This is a genomic window from Candidatus Eisenbacteria bacterium, from assembly GCA_018831195.1.
GTDB lineage: Bacteria > Eisenbacteria > RBG-16-71-46 > CAIMUX01 > JAHJDP01 > JAHJDP01.
Window position 1 is genome coordinate 91412 of the sequence record JAHJDP010000099.1, and the last position, 17756, is coordinate 109167.

Consider the following 17756-nt stretch of genomic DNA (forward strand, 5'->3'; position numbering starts at 1 on the left):
GTTTATCCGTCCGTTCCACTCGATCGTTGTTGATGCTTCCGGGTATCCGTCCCGTCCCATGCCGGCACGGAGGGAGCCGGCGGGCCGGAAAGTTTCGGAGTCACTGAGAGCTGCCGCCGCATTCTGATTTTGCGGGAGTAGACAGCCAAACACCCTCCTGCGCAGATCCCTGTCACCAGGGAGGCGGCCAGCAGGAATTTGGGCACCAAAAAGAAGAGGAGCATCGCAAATCTCCTTTGGATGGGTATCGGCGGGTTCCCGGTTTCTTGTAAGATGGCTCGCAACAGGCGGATTTCCTTAGGGATACCCGATCAGCCCGACATTAGAATCGTCGGCGGGGATGGGGCATTCCTTGAGTTGCCTCTGGCAGGCCTGGGAGTGGGCGATGGCTCCCCTTGTATCAGGAGGCGTTCCATTGCAAACTCCCAGTAAATTAATGGGTAAAAGGGGGACCTCCATGCCTTACAGATCAGCCATAGTGATAGCCCTTCTTCTCATGCTTCCTCCTCTTTGTGGAAGCTCCGCCCTGGGGGATGAGTCAAAGGAAATGAAGCCCGGCAGCACTCCCATGAAGCCGATGGAATTTGAAAGGCTGGAGCTAACCAGCCCTGTCTTTGAAAATGGGAAGACGATCCCGATTCTTTTTACTTGTGACGGGGTCGATGCTTCTCCACCACTGAATTGGGACCGTGTTCCCGAGGGGACCAGAAGCTTCGCCCTTTTCTGCGATGATCCGGATGCGCCTCACGGTAACTGGGTTCATTGGGTGATTTTCAATATACCACCCGATAGCACATCCCTTCCGCAAGGACTTCCGCGGGTGGAGATTTTACCCGACAGCACCCGACAAGGATTGACGGATTTCAAGGTGCCGGGGTACGGCGGCCCCTGTCCGCCCAGCGGCATCCACCGCTATTTTTTCCTACTCTATGCCTTGGATACAGTTCTCGAGTTTGAAAAGACGCCGCACAAGCCGGATGTTGAAAAGGCGGCACAGGGGCATGTCATCGGCAAAGGCTTGTTGATGGGGACCTATACCAGAGAATAGCGGAGAGCCGCCCGGGAGTGTTCCTGTGGATAAGGTGAACCTGCTCTTTGTTTGTTCCTCCGGCGGGGCGAGAAGTCTCATTGCGGCCGCGTTTGCGAATCGGCTCAGCCCTGGACATGTGGCGGCTCTTGGCGCCTGTTTCGACCCCGACCGGATTGGATCTTTGCCCATCGCCGCCGCCAAAGAAATCGACATGGAGATACCATCGGTTTCCCCGAAATCCGTGTATGATTTGTACCGGGAACAGGCCGTATTCGATCATGTTGTGTCGATGTGTTATCAGGTTGATTATAAGCACTGTCCCATCTTTATGACGAATATAGATCTTCTCTTTTCGAAAAAGGCCGAGGTGCACAAGTGGATGATTCCTGATTTCAGATCGCTGGAGGGCTCTGCTGAGGAGAAACGGCTCAAGGCCGCCGAGATCGTAAATCAGATCGGAGAAAATGTAGCCGAATTCCTTGTCAGGATCGGTGTCGCCGATAAGGTCATCCGTCATCGTTGAATGGAAGGGGATCATGGGGCTTGTTGGTTCACAGGATGAGCTAAAAACAACATCCTCCAGTCTTGAGGCCCTTCCATTTCTTCTCATCACTTCCGGAATCGGCGCCTACTGGACGGCGGCCGGCGGAGGGCGGGTCGCTGCCGCGGGACTGGCCCTCGTATTTTTCGGCGATCTCTTCCGCCTACTGCTGAGGGTTCGAACGGGACCCTTCCCGCGCCCGGGAGCATCGAGTCTCTCATCGACGCCCTTTGTCATCTTTGGGATAGTGGCCAATGAAGGGCTTTGGCGATTGCTGTCACTTCAGCCGGCCGAGCCGTTGGTCGAAGGATTGCGTCTGGCGGCGGGTCTCTATGCGATCGCCATCCTTTGGTCCGCGCCGCCGGGTGAAAAGAAAAATATCTGGGGCCGGATTCTTTGGCTTCAAGCCGGCATCGCTCAATCGCTTATCCTTGGAATCCCCTTGTCGTGGCTCGTCCGCCCCATGTCATTAGTCGCCGGACGACCGGAAGTCGCGGGGTTGATTTCCGTTGTGGCGGGGGGGCTGTGGCTGCTCTGCAGCGCAAGAATCCTTCATCAAAATCGAGTCGGTCTGCGATCCGGAATTTTCATTCTCATGATTTCCTTTTTTGCTTGGCTGCTGCTCGGCTGGATCTGGTGGGCGTTGCGAATTCCCGTACTGGTTTCCTGGGATGTCGATCTTCGGATTCCGGCCTTCATGGCCCTTGCGATCGCTTCCATCGGAACCACGCTTCATTGGGCTCTTGTTTGGCGCCGGACACCGGGCGCCATTCAGCCCTGAATTCCGGGCTTCTGCCGCCGCCGGCTAAGGCAGCACGAATCGAGCGATCGTAAAATATAATAAGATCCCCGAAACGTCGACCAATGAAGCAACGAAGGGCGCCGAGGCGATAGCCGGATCCAACCCAACGCGCCTCAGACCCAGCGGAAGGATGCTGCCCGCCAAGGCTCCCCAGAAGACAATTCCCAATAATGTTAAACCAACAACGATGGCGATCGGAAAACCGGTTCCCCAGAGCAGGGCCCGAGCGATTCCGAACAGTCCAAGGAAAAGGCCAAGGGCCATTCCGGTCCGCGTTTCTCTCCACATGATGTGGGCCCAATCCCGAAGGTGCACATCTCCAACGGCCAGGGCCCGGATAACGAGGGTGGCGGATTGTGAGCCGGTATTGCCGCCGGTTGAAATGATCAAGGGGATAAAGATCACCAGCGCCGGAAGGAGGGCGATAGCGTTCTCATAATGCTTAAGGGCCGTTCCGGTGAACATCGTGCCGATGAAAAGAGCCGCCAGCCATAATCCCCGTTTGCGGATGATCTGCCAGAAACTGGTCTCAAGGTACGAATCCTCCAGTGGCGTCACCGCGCCCATTCTCTGAGCATCTTCAGTCGTTTCCTCCTCGATAACATCAATAGCGTCATCATGGGTCACGATTCCGACAATCCGATTCGCGGAGTCGACGATCGGCATCGCCAGGAAGTCATAATGGGCGATCTTGCTGGCGACGAATTCCTGGTCGGCCTCGACGGGCATAGAGATGACATCCGGCACCATAATGGAACGCACGGAGCTTTCAGGATCGGCGAGAACGAGGTCTTTCAGCGAAAGAACACCGATAAGCGTCCGATCGGGATTGGTTACATAGATGAAATAAATCGTCTCCCGGTGCGGAGCGACTTTGCGAAGATGGACCAGCGCCTCAGCCGCCGTGGCATCCGCCGGCACCGAGGCCCACTCGGAAGTCATGATGGCGCCGGCGGTTTTCTCCGGGTACTTTACGAGCGCTTCGACATCCTTCTGTTCGGGACGCGGCAGCTCCTTGAGCAACGCATCAGCGAGACGAGTCGGTAGAGATTGTATAAGGTCTGCCCGGTCATCGGAGGCCATCTCTTCGACGATGGGGATCATCGCCTTGGCGCCGACAAGATGCAGCAGGCGCTCTTGTTCGGTTTCATCCAAATGCTCGAAAATTTCAACACGTTCATCTTCGATGGATGCAAGGAAGAGCGTCTTCGCATCATCATCCTCAATCTCTACGATGATGGCGGCGACGTCAGCCGCATGAAGATGCGCGAGGGTCTCGCGCAATTCAGCGATATCTCCCTTTTCGAGGAGGCTCTTCACTTCTGGCAATATGAGCAGTGCCGTTGGCTGCATGGCCTACCTCCCGCGCCATCAGGGGCTGAAGTTCTGAAATACTCTCCCAATCATTCTAAACCGTTTCGCGGGACAGTGCGTCCACATCTTCTCTCCGCCCAAAAACAATAATACGGTCGGCGGTATCCAGTTGTGAATTGCCTGTCGGAAGCGAAAAGCGAGCTTCTCCCTGGGCGTTGGGTTTTTCAATGAGGATAATCTGCACGCCGCGATCCTGGCGCAGCCGCAGCGACTCCAAGGGTCTTTTGCTGAGATGCGGCGGCGTTTCCATTTGCGCGAGCACATATCCGCCGACGGTTTCCCAAGTCCGGAAACGGGCGGCGGATGCAATACGCGAAGAAAATGACCCGGCGAGATCGACCTTCAGGATCTCTTTGTTATAGGCCCTGATGACATCCTGCCGTTGGATGACCCCGATCGGGTTCATTGATCCGCCCGTGGGAAGGACCGGCAACTCCTCGAGGGTCTGCTTCTCGAATTGCTGCATCGCGCAATCAAGATCGTCATTCTCACGAAGGTAGATTAAGGGGCCTGATATCAAATCCGCGGCGATGGCGACATCCTTAAGATCTTCGAGATGGGGGAGATTGCGACGGAGGTCATCGACGCTGATGGCTCCCAACAAGTTCCCCTCTTGATCGACAACAAAGAACTCATAATGCGGCGATTCCACCAGAAAGTGGTAGAGCGCATCGAATTTTGCGTCTTGAGAAACCGTCTGGATATCGCGGCGCAGGATATCCCTGACTTTGATCTGCCGAAGAACATTAACTTCGCGGCCGGCGAAAATATTGATGCCGCGCCGGACGAGCTTGATGGTGTAGATTGATTCGCCGCACAAACGCTGGGCAAGAACGACGCCGATGATACAGGAAATCATCAACCCAAGAATCACGCGATAATCGCCGGTGAGCTCAAAGATGATGAGGATCGCCGTAATCGGCGCATGGGTCGCGGCGGCGACCATGGCGCCCATGCCGACAACCGCATAAGCACCGGAGGAGGCCATGGGGAATGGAAGAATCATGGCGGCGAGCCGGCCCACAATGCCCCCCAGGGCCGCTCCCATCAGGAGCGACGGGGCGAATATCCCGCCCGATCCGCCGGAACCGAGGGTGAGATTCGTCGCCACGAGTTTGGCGACGAGGATGGCGATGAGGATCCCCAGACTGAGGTGCCCTTCGAGCGCGGCCGTGATGGTATCATATCCGACGCCCGTAATCTGAGGCAGGACCAGCGCGATCACGCCGATTCCCAATCCGCCGATCACGGGCTGGAGAAAATCGGGGACCCGCCGGAGCCTGTCAAAAAAATCCTCTGACCAGTGCAAACCCCGGATGAAGACGACCCCGGTGACGGCGGCGAGGAGGCCGAGGATCACATAGTTGAACATTTCCGCGGGGTGAATGATCGCATAGGTCGGGATCTCAAAGGCCGCCACATTGCCGAGGAGTGTGCGCGAGATGACGGTGGCGCTGACGGAACTGACCACAACCGAACCGAAAGATCCGACACCAAACTCACCAAGAATGACCTCGGCTGCGAAGAAAGCGCCGGCAATCGGTGCGTTAAAGGTCGCCGCTATGCCGGCGGCGGCCCCGCATCCGACACAGGTGCGGATTTTTCGTGAGGACAGACGAAGGAGCTGGCCGAGGGTGGAGCCGATGGCCGAGCCGATTTGCACAATGGGACCTTCCCGCCCGACCGAGCCGCCCGCCGCGATACAGATCGCGGAAGCAAAAGATTTGGCGACGGCGACGATGGGACGGATCACACCGCCGAGGCGCGCCACCGCGTACATCACTTCGGGCACACCATGGCCCTTGGCTTCTGGAGCGAGGAATTTTACAATCAGACCGACGAGAAACCCTCCGAGCGAAGGGATGAGAAGACGCCAATACCAGGCGGCTCGGGTGACTTTTTCAAGCGGTGTGCCGCCACTCCCCCAAGCCAAATCTTGAAGCGCGCCGATCAGCCAACGAAAGAAGACAGCGCCGAATCCACCCGCAATGCCGATGAGGGTGGCAAGAAGCAGCATGCTTGTCCGATCACCAAGCCGAAAATGAAGCCGCCGGAGGATGGGTGTTCCAGCTCTGAAAACAGATGTGCCTCGCTCCCCGGCGGATTTCATATCTATATCATCCAAGATGCCCACGGGCTCGTTTTCATATTCTCCAACACCATAATGGGGAGAGTGACTTTGCATGATTGTGCACGGCAAAAAGTGTTATGCAAACCGGGATTCCATCATCGTATGAACTGTGGGGCGGTAATAATAGAAAAACCCCGGTGTCTTGCGGCACCGGGGTTGAAGAAATGGTTCTCCTCAATACAACATATGGGACGTCTGAGAATCCCTTAGAGACCGAGTTTAGACTTCTTGTCTTCCGCTGTGGGCAGAGGATCCATCTTTTCGGTCACCGTTTCGAGGCCGGGTGCTTTATCCGCATTGATCTGAATCCATTCCTGCATGTCGTCAGGAACATCCTCTTCGGCATAAATCGCCTCGACGGGGCACTCAGGTACACAAGCCCCACAATCGATACATTCATCCGGATCGATGTAGAGCATTCTATCGTCGCCCTTGAAACAATCCGCAGGGCAAACCGTCACGCAATCTGTGAAGCGGCAATCTTGACAATTCTCTGTGACGACATACGCCATAGGTCCATCTCCTTCCACATCCCAACGCCGGCGCGTTCTTCATCCCAAGGATTCAAGGCTGAAGCCTAAAAATCCAGCGACAATCACGTCCCCCAACTTATCCTCAAATGATCCTTTGGTCAAGGTTTTGCCGCCTTGATCTCTTGCTTCCGAACCGGGTCTCCCCTAGGGTTTTATGGGGAAATGAGTTCCAGTTGCTGCTACCCTGAGGCGGCGGGCCAAACGGCAAGTTGGGGAACCGGCCGGGTAGCAGGCCAAGTGGCGGGATCATGAGTTCAAACCTTCGTTCATAGGGGGACGATCGGCTATGGGACGAGAATCAGGTGCTGGAAATGGGTCGCATCAGGCGGATGGGAGCCCGACCAAAGCGATCAACTTGCCGGAAATCACGGTCAAAGCCCTCGTTTTGGGCGTTCTCTTGTCGGTGATCCTTGCCGGCGCGAACGCCTATCTGGGCCTCTTCGCGGGGATGACGGTCAGCGCCTCGATCCCGGCCGCGGTGATCTCGATGGGTGTCCTGCGGCTCTTTGGAAAAACCAATATTCTAGAAAATAATATCGTCCAGACCGCTGCCTCGGCCGGTGAATCGCTGGCCGCCGGTGTCATCTTCACGATCCCGGCCCTGGTGCTCATGGGGTATTGGACGAATTTTCCCTATCTCTGGGTCACCCTGATTTGCGGATTGGGCGGTCTTATCGGTGTTCTCTTTACCATTCCCCTGCGGAGGGCTCTCATCGTCGAGGGCTCGCTGAAATTTCCCGAGGGTGTGGCGACCGCTGAGGTTTTAGAGGCCGGCGAGCGTGGGGGGCGTGACGTCACCTATATCGCCATGGCCGGTCTTGCGGGGGCGATCTTCAAATTCGGCGAGACGGGGCTCAAGATCTGGCCGGGTGTCGTTGAGGGGGCCCGCCGGATGGGCACCTCGATGGCCTATTTCGGGAGCAATCTCTCACCAGCCTTGATCAGCGTCGGCTTTATCGTCGGTATCAATATCGCCGTTCTCGTTTTTCTAGGCGGCGCCCTGAACTGGCTGGTGGCCATCCCCATTGTGGCCGCCACCGCCGTGAAGCAATACGGGTGGCCGATCATCACCGAGGTCGCCAACAGCGGCCTCCCCCAATGGATGCAGTTCACCGGCACCGGTGCCGACGTTGGCACCACTGTCTCCGCCGTCGATTGGGCCAACGAGATCTGGTCGGGGCAGACGCGCTATATCGGCGTCGGCGCCATGGTCGTCGGGGGATTGTGGGCCTTGATCAGTCTCCGGGGCGCTCTTTTCCAGGGGATCACCTCGGGTCTGACCGCCTACCGTTCGGGGAAACTCGAGGCGCCGGTCAAGATCCCCCGCACAGAACAAGATGCGCCGATGAAGTGGATTCTCTTTGCCCTTGTTTTGAGCCTTATTCCGATTTTCGCCCTTTACCAGTCGGTTGTGGGTTCGGTTGGGATCTCCCTCACGATGGCGATTCTTATGCTGATCGCCGGATTCCTCTTCTGCGCCGTCGCCGCCTATATGGCCGGCCTGGTCGGATCCTCCAACAACCCGATCTCGGGAGTGACGATTGCGACCATTCTTCTCTCAAGCCTGCTGTTGCTGGCGATGATGGGGAGTGGGAACACGCTGGGGCCGCCCGCGGCGATTTTGATCGGAGCGGTTGTCTGCTGCGCCGCGGCGATCGGCGGCGATAATATGCAGGATCTGAAGGCGGGGCATATTCTCGGCGCCACGCCGTGGAAACAGCAGGTGATGCAGGGGTTGGGGACGATCTCGGCCGCCTTTGTGATGGCGCCGATCCTCATGCTTTTACACACGGCCTACGGATTCGGACCCGCGACGGTGGAGCATCCCAATGCCCTGGCGGCGCCCCAGGCGACGCTGATGCAATCGGTCGCGGAGGGCGTTTTTGCCGGGAACCTTCCCTGGACCTTTATCATTATCGGCGCGATCGTCGCCGTGGGGATTATCAGTCTGGATCAGTTCCAGAAGAGGCGGGGCTCGGCCTTTCGCTTCCCCGTGCTGGCCGTCGCCGTCGGGATTTATCTTCCATTTGAGCTGTCGGTTCCGATTCTCGCCGGCGGCCTGATCGCCGTCGCCGTCGGCAGGGCGCAGCGTCGGTTCGCCGCCGATTCAGAGGCGGTCACCACATCGAAACGCCGCGGGCTTCTGTTCGCATCGGGTCTGATCACCGGCGAAGCGCTGGTCGGCATCCTGATGGCGATCCCGATTGTCGTGACGGGGAAGGAGGATGTGCTCGCCCTCTTCTCGGATCCGCCGCTGAAGGCCTGGCCGGGTGTTCTTTTGCTGGCCGGTGTGATAGTGTGGCTTTACCGGGTCGCGACGAAGTCGCTGAGGGAAGCGCGGTAGTTATTGAACAGTTCTTGCTGCCATCCTGTTAAAGGGATGCGGTGAGCCGAAAGAAAGGGCGCCTCCAGATAACTGAGGCGCCCGATCTTTATATCACGAAACCTACATCCCCCGCTCATCACCAACTAAATATCGATTGCTGAAATGATCCAAGAGTCTTCATCGGCAACCCAAACTTGGAGGCGACATGGAACAGATCCTAGAGTATAGTGACACCTCTTTCCCTTGCGGGCCATTTGTGATAGATCAAACCGCCTATACGCCACGACGCCGCGAGGCGACGAAAGGACTCACGCAATCCGCCGTCGGTCCGGTTAATACTGTACGACCAGCGCTCCGGCACATCGGATGCATGTGGCTTGATGACGGGGATGAGAATCGCCGCTGCGGCAGGCAGGTTGCTTGGACAGTCGGCATCTCTCTCGCCTGGCCGCGCGTCTATTGCGAGAAGCATGGGCGACTCATTATGGACCGCCATGATCAGGAGATCGTGCGCCGTGAATTAGGACGGATGAGAAAAGTTTCTCAGCGCCGGCCGATTGAAAGAATCGCCGACAGCGGCCGGGTGCTTCAACCGGCCTAATCAGCTGGTTGTTTCAGGCCGACAGCGCATCGGTATTGAATGCCGGGGACGGCATTTGATGTGGGCGCCGGTTGGGAATAGTGCGTGCTCTGCAAAAAAGATCGCCCCCGGTGTTCGGGGGCGATCTTTCTGATCCTTCCAACAGGTCTGGTCCGGCGCTACTTTAACATGACCATCCGTCCGGAGAGTTTCTTGTTACCCACCGTCAGCTGATAGAAGTAGATGCCTCCGCCGACCGGTTTGCCGGATCGATCGCGGCCGTCCCAGGAGGTGTTATGGAAGCCGGCGGGTTGCGGCGTATCGACAAGCGTGCGGATGAGGCGCCCGCCCGCGTCGTAGACTCGCAACGAGACGAGGCCGCCGGAGGCGTCCGCCGGGATCGCATACTCGATACGCGTCGACTGCCCGAATGGATTCGGCCTATTCGGCGCGAGGAAGAGCTTCGTGATGATTTCGGAATCGGCCGGTGTGTCGGGTACCTCGGTGGCGGCCGGGCAGGTTTCACGGAAGACAGTGCCGATCGTCGATCCCGAGAGCCCATCGAGCATGCTGCCCGGCGCGCCGGCGAAATCGATCTGATAGGTAATGTCAAAGAAGGAGTCGACGGCGAAATTGCCGTCATCCAGCCGTGACAAGGTCGTGTGTCCCGGGCTGGGGAGTCCATAATCGGTTCCGGCGGTGAGCTGAAGGAGATCAAAGTCAGGATCGCCGAAAACCTGTCCGGTCAGCCGGAAGAGATCGGCGGGGAAGAGCTGAACCGGATCACCGGATGTTCTGGGGCCGATATGGATTTCACCCTCGACCGGCATAATGATGTGGCGTGTGAAGCCTGCCAGACTCCCGGTGCCGGTGAGGTCCCAGGTCAACTGGGCGTTGAATGTACAAATCTCACCACCGAGAGTGCCGCCCGGAATGTTTACCACATTGAAAAAATTCTCCATCGGACCGGCGAGTTCGATGGTTGTTCCGGCCGGCAAGCCGCTGATGATCATCATCGGATCCGGTCCGAGATAGGGGCAATCCGGCGGGAAATCGATTGTACCGGCGCCGTTGTCGGGGGCGATGCAGCAGATCTCCTCCTGTACGGTCATCTGGCCGGCGTTCTCCGGCTGGTAGCCGTCAGCGCTGCCGCCGCCGCCGTCATCAGCGTAAAGCCAGGTCAATCCGCCATCCCCTGAATAGCGGTAACAGAAATCATAATCACCGGGGAGCGGGGGCAGGATGAGTTCGGCTTGATATTCATCGTTGTTCGGTTCGCCTCCATCGTTCCAGCCGGGATTGGCTTCCCCTTCGAACCAGGTCCAGCCGCCGGCGGAGGGATCGCTTCCGTCAGCACCGTATCCGACCTGGGCGCGAACGATGCCGGGGATGGGATCGGTGCCTGTGGAGCGTGTCGTGACACCGTCGATAAAGACATGTCCGTAGACCGTTTCGATTTCCCCCGGGGAGCCATCGATTGTCAATGGCCATTGGAGTTTTCCCCAAGCGACATCGTAGGTATTGCAAGTGAAGCGGCGGACGGTGCCGGTGGTGAGGCCCGCATAATCGTCAAGGGGGCTGCCGGGGCATCCCTCGAAATCGATTTCGTAGGTAATGTCAAAGAAGGAATCGACGGCGAAGTCGCCGCTGGGCAGCTCCGTGAGTGTCACATAACCGGGAGAGGGAAGGCCGAAGCTGTTTCCGGCCCTGACGCCCAGTGTGCAGAAATCGGGGTCGCCGAAGAGATCTCCGGTGAGGCTTTCAATTCTTGCCGGGAAAGCTTGCAGAGGATCGCCCAAGGTCCGCGGTCCGATATGGATCTCGCCCTCGAGTGGCATGTAAATTAGGCGGGTGTAGCCGGCCAGAGCACCGGTGCCGCTGACAGCCCAAGAAAACTCCGCGTTGAATGTGCAAATCTCGCCGCCGAGGGCGCCTCCAGGTGTGTTCACCACATTGATGAAGTTTTCAAACGGTCCGTCGAACTCGAGGGTCGCTCCGGCGGGCAGCCCGTTAATGATCAACATCGGATCGGGACCGTCGAAGGGGCAATCCGGCGGGAAATCGACGGTTCCGGCGCCGTTATCGGGGGCCTGGCAGCAGAGGTTTGAAATAACGGTCATCTGGCCGGCGTTTTCGGGCTGATAGCCGTCACCGCTGCCGTTGTCGAGATCGCCATAGGTCCAAAAACCCCCGCAATTGCCCGAGAAACGGTAGCAGAAGTCGTAAGCGCCCGGTCCGGGAGTGATGAGATCCGCCATATACTCGTCATTGTTCGGTTCGCCTGAATCGTTCCAGAAGGGATTGGGGACGGCATCGATCCATGTCCATCCGCCGCCGGCGGGATCGCTGCCGTTGGGACCGTATCCGGCCTGCGCCAGAACATTCGGGTGCGGATCAGTGCCGGTTGTCTGATCGGTCAGGCCGCCAATGTACAAGTGACCGTAAGTGGTCACGATAGCGCCCGGAAGCTCTTCGATCGTGCGCGGCCATTGGAGGCGGCACCAATCGATATTAAATGTCTGCTCTGTCTGGCGGCGGACGGAGTGCGTCGTGGAGCCTGATAGGCCGTCCAAGGGACTCCCGGGGGCGCCGGCGAAATCAATTCTATAGGTAATGTCAAAGAAGGAATCAATCGCGAAATCGCCGCTCGGCAATTGTGTAAGGGTCGCATGCCCGGGTCCTGGAAGGCCGTAATCGGTGCCGGCGATAAGAAACAGCTGGTCAAAATCAGGATCACCGAAAAGCTGGCCGCTTAGACGAAACATATCCTGATCGAAGGATTGTACGGGATCGCCCGGGTTCCGGGGCCCGATGTGAATTTCACCCTCAAGGGGTAAAGTGATATTGCGATGGTATCCGATCAAATCACCGGTTCCAACGAGGTCCCACTCAATTTCAGCATTAAATGTACAAATCTCACCGCCCAGTGTGCCGCCGGGGAAGTTTTGCACATTATAGAAATTCTGAATCGGACCGCTAAGCTCCATGGTGGAACCAGGAGGCAATCCGTCGATAATCATCATCGGAAGGGCTCCGTCGAAGGGACAATCCGGCGGATAATCGATCGTTCCCGAGCCGTTATCATTCGCCGTACAGCATTCCCCCAAAACGATGACCGGTGAGATGATCGCGAAGATCGCGATCGCCGCCAGAAGTATGAGCATCCTTTTCATGGTGTTTCCCCTCTTCACCGTGTGAACGATGGATTCAGCAAGAGTTTTGAACGTGGGCATACCCTACACGAAATATTATAAATGATCTCGTAAACATTTTCCAGACCTGAAGACATCAGGCAGAGTATACAGGGACAAATCAATAACAGGATTTTGGACGCCGCCTGGGAAATATTGGCTAACCGACAGTTATTTAAGGAGTTACAAAATATTAAAAATATTGAAATATTGCATTGATTTCTCTACTGATAATAACGATAATCATTATTAGTTAGGGCTAGGAGAAAGAAATGAAACTCAGACGATCCCGGCAGAGAGAGGCCATCCTCGAGGCGTTGCGCTCCAGCAGAACCCACCCGACGGCGGTGGAGCTTTATGAGAGGGTGCGGCGCCGGCTGCCGAAGGTGAGTCTCGGCACGGTCTACCGGAATTTGGATTTGCTGGCTCGGAATGGAATGATCGGCCGGCTGGACACGGGTTCGGGCCAGGCCCGTTTTGATGGCGAAACCGAGCGGCATCATCACGTGCGGTGTGTCATCTGCGGCCGGGTCGATGATGTCCATCCCTCCCTGGTCGAGTCCATGGGCGGGGAGCTAAAGAATCTCGCCGGTCAGGAGATTCTGGGAATCCGCATAGAGTTTGCCGGGCTCTGCTCATCGTGCGGAGCAGGAGTTCCGGAAGAGAAAAAATCCCGGCTGCGCCGGGAATGGTTGGTGACAAGTTGAGGCGGCAAGTAACCGGGATTGAAGGATCCCGTTTTTGAAACGAAAGTTAGAGGAGGTTGCAAAAATGGCGTTTCTCGTGACAAAGGAAGCCCCCGGATTCAAAGCGCAGGCCGTTATGGCCGACAATTCCTTCGCGGAATTGGATCTGTCCAGTTACCGGGGCAAGTATGTCGTTCTGTTCTTTTATCCGTTGGACTTCACTTTTGTCTGCCCTTCAGAGATTATCGCATTCGGCAAAGCTCTGAAAAAATTCAAAGAAAAGAAGACGGAAGTGATCGGCGTTTCGATCGATTCGCACTTCACGCACCTCGCTTGGAAAAACACCCCGGTGGAGAAGGGCGGGATCGGCCCCATCCAGTATCCCTTGGTGGCTGATTTGAACAAAACGATTTCCCGGGATTATGGCGTGTTGACGGAAGGCGGTTTTGCCCTCCGCGGGCTCTTCCTGATTGACAAGGAGGGGATTATCCGCCATGCGCTCGTCAATGATACAGGCTTGGGCCGGAGCGTTGATGAGACTCTGCGGATTCTTGACGCCCTCCAGTACACCGAAAAGCACGGCGAGGTCTGCCCGGCGAATTGGAAAGCGGGTGACGAGGCGATGAAGCCCACCACCGAGGGTGTTGCGGACTATTTGGCCAAACACGCGGGTTAATGATTCAATGTGGGGGGATGAGCTGCGGCGCGCGCCGCGGCTTATCCGGCCCTTTCTTAGGAGGATACAATGACGTCACGATTGGAAGTATACCGGTGTGAGATCTGCGGGAATATGGTTGAGGTTCTTCATAGCGGCGGTGGGACACTCGTTTGCTGTGGAAAGCCGATGACACATCTCGAAGAGGGCGTGACCGACGCGGCGACAGAAAAGCATGTTCCCGTTATTAAGAAATCGGGTGACACTGTTACGGTGACGATCGGCGAGGTTCTTCATCCGATGGAAGAGAAACATTATATCGAATTCATCGAGCTCATTGCCGACGGATCGGTCTATAGGAAATTCTTGAAACCGGGGGATGCGCCCAAGGCCGTTTTCAAGGTCACCGCGGACAAGCTCTTCGCCCGCGAATTCTGTAACCTTCACGGGCTCTGGAAGGCGTAGGGATTCATCGCGGATGATTGTTGAGGGACATATGCGGTAACTGACAAATTGAGATGCGATGCTTGAGATGGCCCTCGGGCGATCTTTTCAAAGGCGCTTGTCCGACGGAACGGATAGGCGCCTTTTTTATTTGGTGCGCCCGGCAGGGTGCACCGACTAGGAGGTGCAAGTCCTCCACAGACCCGACAGGGGGAACTGTTAGCCAAACGGCAAATATAATAATGACCTGACTCAAGTGTCCAGTGGAGAAGCAATGCTTCAAGCTGTAGCCTTTGGATGTGACAATCGTTTTGCTCTCCAATCCCCATCGCGGTGGGGAAGAACTCCCAACAACCTCCAATCAGGCTTCTCCATTGGACAGATTTCCTATGATCTCACCTTTGAATTCTGTCTCACAAATAGATCATCTTGGACAGGACATCCATTCGAATTCAAGCGAGTCTGAAGTCGCGGGTCTCTTTGGATGTTTATGACATCTCCGGTAGAAAGGTAAAGTCGCTTGAAAATCGGATCCTGGAACCGGAAATTTATTCTACGCCCTGGAGCGGCGGAAGACTGGTTCGGGGACGCAATCAAGACAGTACTTCCTGAAGAACCTGCGAACTTGGCATTTGGTTACTTCAACCCAGATACATTGCTCGATGTGGCTTATGTGACGGGAACATCACACCTGCATATTTTGTTCAATGCTGGGAATGGTCATTTCAGCTACTCAAATATGTATGTGGCAGGAAAGTCAGATTTAGCCGCCGGAGATCCTGATCATTTTGGGGGCGACGATATAATCGTTGTTGGCTATCCTGGGGAAGTTGAGATGCTGATGTACCTCAATGAGGGTAATGGGCTATTTGAACCACCAATACTTTTATCTCCACCAGCCGTTCTAAATCATATAAGGATTGGCGATCTTGATTCCGACGGTGACAACGATGTAGTTGCATTTGGGGTATATTCACAATTATGTATCGAAAGCATATTTATCTTTTGGGGCAATGGTCAAGGTTTTGATGCTGAGCCAGATATTTATGAATGTTAAATCGATCCAGAGTGCCCGGAACTATGTGATACGGCAATCATAGAAATGAAAATCGCCGATCTCACTGATGACGGACGCAAAGACGTTTTGGTTGGGGCCTTTAGCGATGGGTATGACTGTTTGGAGGAAAGAGGTATTGCGTTACTAAGGAGCCAGGGTGATAGGCTTTTTAATTCTGTTGAGTGGGTTGTGCGCGAAGCGGGGGGCTATCTGGCGGATTTCGATACCGGGGATCTCAATAATGACGATTTGCTGGATTTGAGCTTTGTTTATACTGGACCAAGAACATTTTTGAATGTAGGTGATGGGCAATTTGAAGAAGGCTATCATATAGAAGATATGCCGCCACAGTATATTGTAATTTAAGTTTTAAATCTCGATGGATATTCCGACATTGCTACGTCTGACGATCTATTTGGGTAGATAAGCGCGGTTGCCAAGGGATTTGGAAATGATACCTCTGAGGTAGTCCAAACGATAGAAACACGGTTTCGTGATATGTCAGCTTCTGAGCTTGATGACAATCCAGGGCCGGAAATAATCGGATATAATGAGTATACTCTCAATGTCCTTCTCAATGTGACTCATCTGGATCCCTCTTCAGTATATGAGGCATCTGCAGCGCTTAGATCTAGCTTGCAAGTTATACCTTTTATGGGTAATAGAAAGGTGGTGTGGGAGGGCGGGATCGCGAGGTCCCGTCCTACCCGATGGGTGTCGGCAATACGACAGTATTTCGGCCTACTGCCGGGATCGTTGTGGAACACCTTGGCTTGTAAGGTTTTATGTTAAAGGTACGAAAGCTGCTACCTGTAGGTTCCCGCTATCACATCCAGCAACGGCACCAGTGCAATGACGGCGATGTTGCCAAATGGCAAGATGGAGGGAACCAAGTGATGCGGTATATTTTTCTGTGCTGGTTTTTGCAGCAACTGATATCGGGGTGGTTTTTGAATTCAGCCGCCTGTGGTGATGAACTGGAACTTGTGCCCCCGAATAGTTGTGTGGACATATCCATTACTGGATTTGTAGTCGATATTGAGAACCAAGTTCCAGTGCCCTTTGTCATGGTGTGGTTGATCCTGGCTGATGAGGATGGAAGTGAGAATGGGAACGGGAACGGTGATGAACCGGATTACCCGTCGCGGATGCCCATTGGATGGAAGAAGGCGGAATGGAACGGCTGGTTCGAGTTTCATGAATCCATTCCCCCTGAGTATCTAAACGGGGTGCAAATTCTGGTTTTAGCCGACGACTATCTCCCCATCCTCTTTCCCCTGCAACCCGACGAAATCTCTGCAGATTCGCATGATCTGCTGCTTGAATTGATTCGGAGCGATGAATGAAACAGTCAATGATGCGCGATGAGGGACGGCTAGGCCTCATCATATGGATCTTGCTCCTTCTTGTCGGATTTGGTGTTTGTTTCCTTCCGGTGGGGGCTCTTGGGGATGGATCTGTTCCGCCGGCCTGGGAGAAATTAGATCTCAATCGAGTGGGGGATATCCTAGATAATCCCCCGGGCCGTTTGCCGAGCCGGATGGAACTCAAGTCGCATTTGGGATCATGCGCCGAGCCGCTGGCGTGGGAATGGGATAGTGTGCAAGCGGCGGTCGATCGGATCACCCATCATTTGAACGGGGAGGATCCGGAGGTGCCCATCTGCAGGGCGTCGGCGCTGGTGCTTTATCAAATTCTGACACAGCTACGCGTTGTTCTCCCCCAAAATGTCTGTGCGCCTGTTGATGAAATCGAATGGGGGTATCCGGTGCTCACATTGATTGGGCAAATGCGGGAGCAGATATTGAAACTCGTCGGCGAATACCCGGAAGATCCGGCTGTTTTCATGGCGCTTCTCGCAGCAACCGCGCTTCGGGTCGAAGGGTCCGCCTGGTTCCCTGGGATAGACCGGCAGCTCGCCCTGGTGCCTCCTCATCCTGCCTGGGCGCGGATCTGGTCGAGCGAACTGGCGCGGCAGATGAAGGGGATTCAGGATCCCTTGCTGGAATTGGCGATCTCTGAACGCGTCCGTGTCATGCTTCCGGAGAAACGATTTTCAGACGATCAAGAAAGCAATGCTGTCGTTCAGGTCCCGCGCCGGATGGGACGGGAGTTGGAGCGGCAGTTACTAATTCAGTTTTCCGCCTATAGATTGCGTCATGGCCGATACCCCGATGAGATATTCGACGCATCGGGCGGGCTCGTTGATTGGTTGCGGGCGGCTCTCGAGGGTGATGCGCTCTGTTGGATCACTGCGATGCCGGGATTCCGGCTGTCCGGCTATACATTGCAGCCGTCCGGCTGTTCCTGCGAACTCATCGGTGTGGGTTTTGAATATCACCGGACAATAGCAGCACAAGACTAAATCCGTAAAAAGATCAGAAAATTTATTACGACCACAAGGAG

General features: G+C 55.6%; 17 protein-coding genes. 12 read left to right on the forward strand and 5 right to left on the reverse strand.

The genetic code is table 11. The features are described from left to right. Positions 1-2: 2 nt before the first annotated feature. Positions 3-224 (reverse strand): hypothetical protein, encoded by a 222-nt coding sequence (locus KJ970_17695; GenBank protein MBU2692754.1) that lies wholly within the window; start codon positions 222-224, stop codon positions 3-5. Between the two features lie 233 nt (positions 225-457). Here KJ970_17695 and KJ970_17700 point away from each other — a divergent pair, with 233 nt between their 5' ends. Genes KJ970_17700 through KJ970_17710 form a run of 3 tightly spaced genes read left to right on the forward strand, consistent with a single transcriptional unit; the run spans position 458 to position 2352 of the window. Next, positions 458-1048 (forward strand): YbhB/YbcL family Raf kinase inhibitor-like protein, encoded by a 591-nt coding sequence (locus tag KJ970_17700; GenBank protein ID MBU2692755.1) that lies wholly within the window; start codon positions 458-460, stop codon positions 1046-1048. A gap of 25 nt (positions 1049-1073) precedes the next feature. Further along, positions 1074-1553: a hypothetical protein gene (locus tag KJ970_17705; GenBank protein MBU2692756.1), complete on the forward strand. Its 480-nt coding sequence runs from the start codon at positions 1074-1076 to the stop codon at positions 1551-1553. Then, entirely contained in the window at positions 1522-2352 is an 831-nt protein-coding gene (locus KJ970_17710) for a hypothetical protein (protein ID MBU2692757.1), read from the forward strand. Before KJ970_17705 ends, KJ970_17710 begins: the two co-directional genes overlap by 32 nt. A gap of 24 nt (positions 2353-2376) precedes the next feature. Here the strand turns inward: KJ970_17710 and mgtE are convergent, their stop codons facing one another. The 3 genes from mgtE to KJ970_17725 all read right to left on the reverse strand — a co-directional run bounded on the left by mgtE (position 2377) and on the right by KJ970_17725 (position 6390). Further along, complete coding sequence (gene mgtE, locus KJ970_17715) at positions 2377-3726, reverse strand: magnesium transporter (protein ID MBU2692758.1); 1350 nt, start codon at positions 3724-3726, stop codon at positions 2377-2379. Between the two features lie 55 nt (positions 3727-3781). Then, positions 3782-5857: a chloride channel protein gene (locus tag KJ970_17720; protein ID MBU2692759.1), complete on the reverse strand. Its 2076-nt coding sequence runs from the start codon at positions 5855-5857 to the stop codon at positions 3782-3784. Between the two features lie 227 nt (positions 5858-6084). Beyond that, positions 6085-6390: a ferredoxin family protein gene (locus KJ970_17725; GenBank protein ID MBU2692760.1), complete on the reverse strand. Its 306-nt coding sequence runs from the start codon at positions 6388-6390 to the stop codon at positions 6085-6087. Between the two features lie 307 nt (positions 6391-6697). Here KJ970_17725 and KJ970_17730 point away from each other — a divergent pair, with 307 nt between their 5' ends. Both KJ970_17730 and KJ970_17735 read left to right on the forward strand, forming a co-directional pair. Next, positions 6698-8755 carry an oligopeptide transporter, OPT family gene (locus KJ970_17730; GenBank protein ID MBU2692761.1) on the forward strand — a complete coding sequence of 686 codons (2058 nt, stop codon included), beginning with the start codon at positions 6698-6700 and terminating at the stop codon, positions 8753-8755. 187 nt (positions 8756-8942) lie between these two features. Next, positions 8943-9338: a hypothetical protein gene (locus KJ970_17735; protein MBU2692762.1), complete on the forward strand. Its 396-nt coding sequence runs from the start codon at positions 8943-8945 to the stop codon at positions 9336-9338. 158 nt (positions 9339-9496) lie between these two features. Here the strand turns inward: KJ970_17735 and KJ970_17740 are convergent, their stop codons facing one another. Further along, the gene (locus KJ970_17740; GenBank protein ID MBU2692763.1) at positions 9497-12490 is read right to left on the reverse strand and encodes a hypothetical protein; all 2994 of its coding nucleotides are present in this window, start codon (positions 12488-12490) and stop codon (positions 9497-9499) included. A 290-nt stretch (positions 12491-12780) separates the two neighbouring features. On the opposite strand from KJ970_17740, the gene KJ970_17745 reads away from it, so the two are divergent. From KJ970_17745 to KJ970_17775, 7 genes are all read left to right on the forward strand, one after another. Beyond that, positions 12781-13215, forward strand: coding sequence for a transcriptional repressor (locus KJ970_17745; protein MBU2692764.1), 435 nt, complete (start codon positions 12781-12783; stop codon positions 13213-13215). A 64-nt stretch (positions 13216-13279) separates the two neighbouring features. Continuing rightward, a complete protein-coding gene (locus KJ970_17750) occupies positions 13280-13870 on the forward strand; it encodes a peroxiredoxin (GenBank protein ID MBU2692765.1) in 591 nt (196 codons plus the stop codon). 69 nt (positions 13871-13939) lie between these two features. Further along, the gene (locus tag KJ970_17755) at positions 13940-14314 is read left to right on the forward strand and encodes a desulfoferrodoxin (protein ID MBU2692766.1); all 375 of its coding nucleotides are present in this window, start codon (positions 13940-13942) and stop codon (positions 14312-14314) included. Positions 14315-14813: 499 nt separating this feature from the next. After that, a complete protein-coding gene (locus KJ970_17760) occupies positions 14814-15350 on the forward strand; it encodes a VCBS repeat-containing protein (GenBank protein MBU2692767.1) in 537 nt (178 codons plus the stop codon). A 45-nt stretch (positions 15351-15395) separates the two neighbouring features. Next, the gene (locus KJ970_17765; protein MBU2692768.1) at positions 15396-15716 is read left to right on the forward strand and encodes a hypothetical protein; all 321 of its coding nucleotides are present in this window, start codon (positions 15396-15398) and stop codon (positions 15714-15716) included. 527 nt (positions 15717-16243) lie between these two features. Beyond that, positions 16244-16696 carry a hypothetical protein gene (locus KJ970_17770; GenBank protein MBU2692769.1) on the forward strand — a complete coding sequence of 151 codons (453 nt, stop codon included), beginning with the start codon at positions 16244-16246 and terminating at the stop codon, positions 16694-16696. Then, entirely contained in the window at positions 16693-17715 is a 1023-nt protein-coding gene (locus KJ970_17775) for a hypothetical protein (protein MBU2692770.1), read from the forward strand. Before KJ970_17770 ends, KJ970_17775 begins: the two co-directional genes overlap by 4 nt. The last annotated feature ends 41 nt before the right edge of the window (positions 17716-17756 follow it).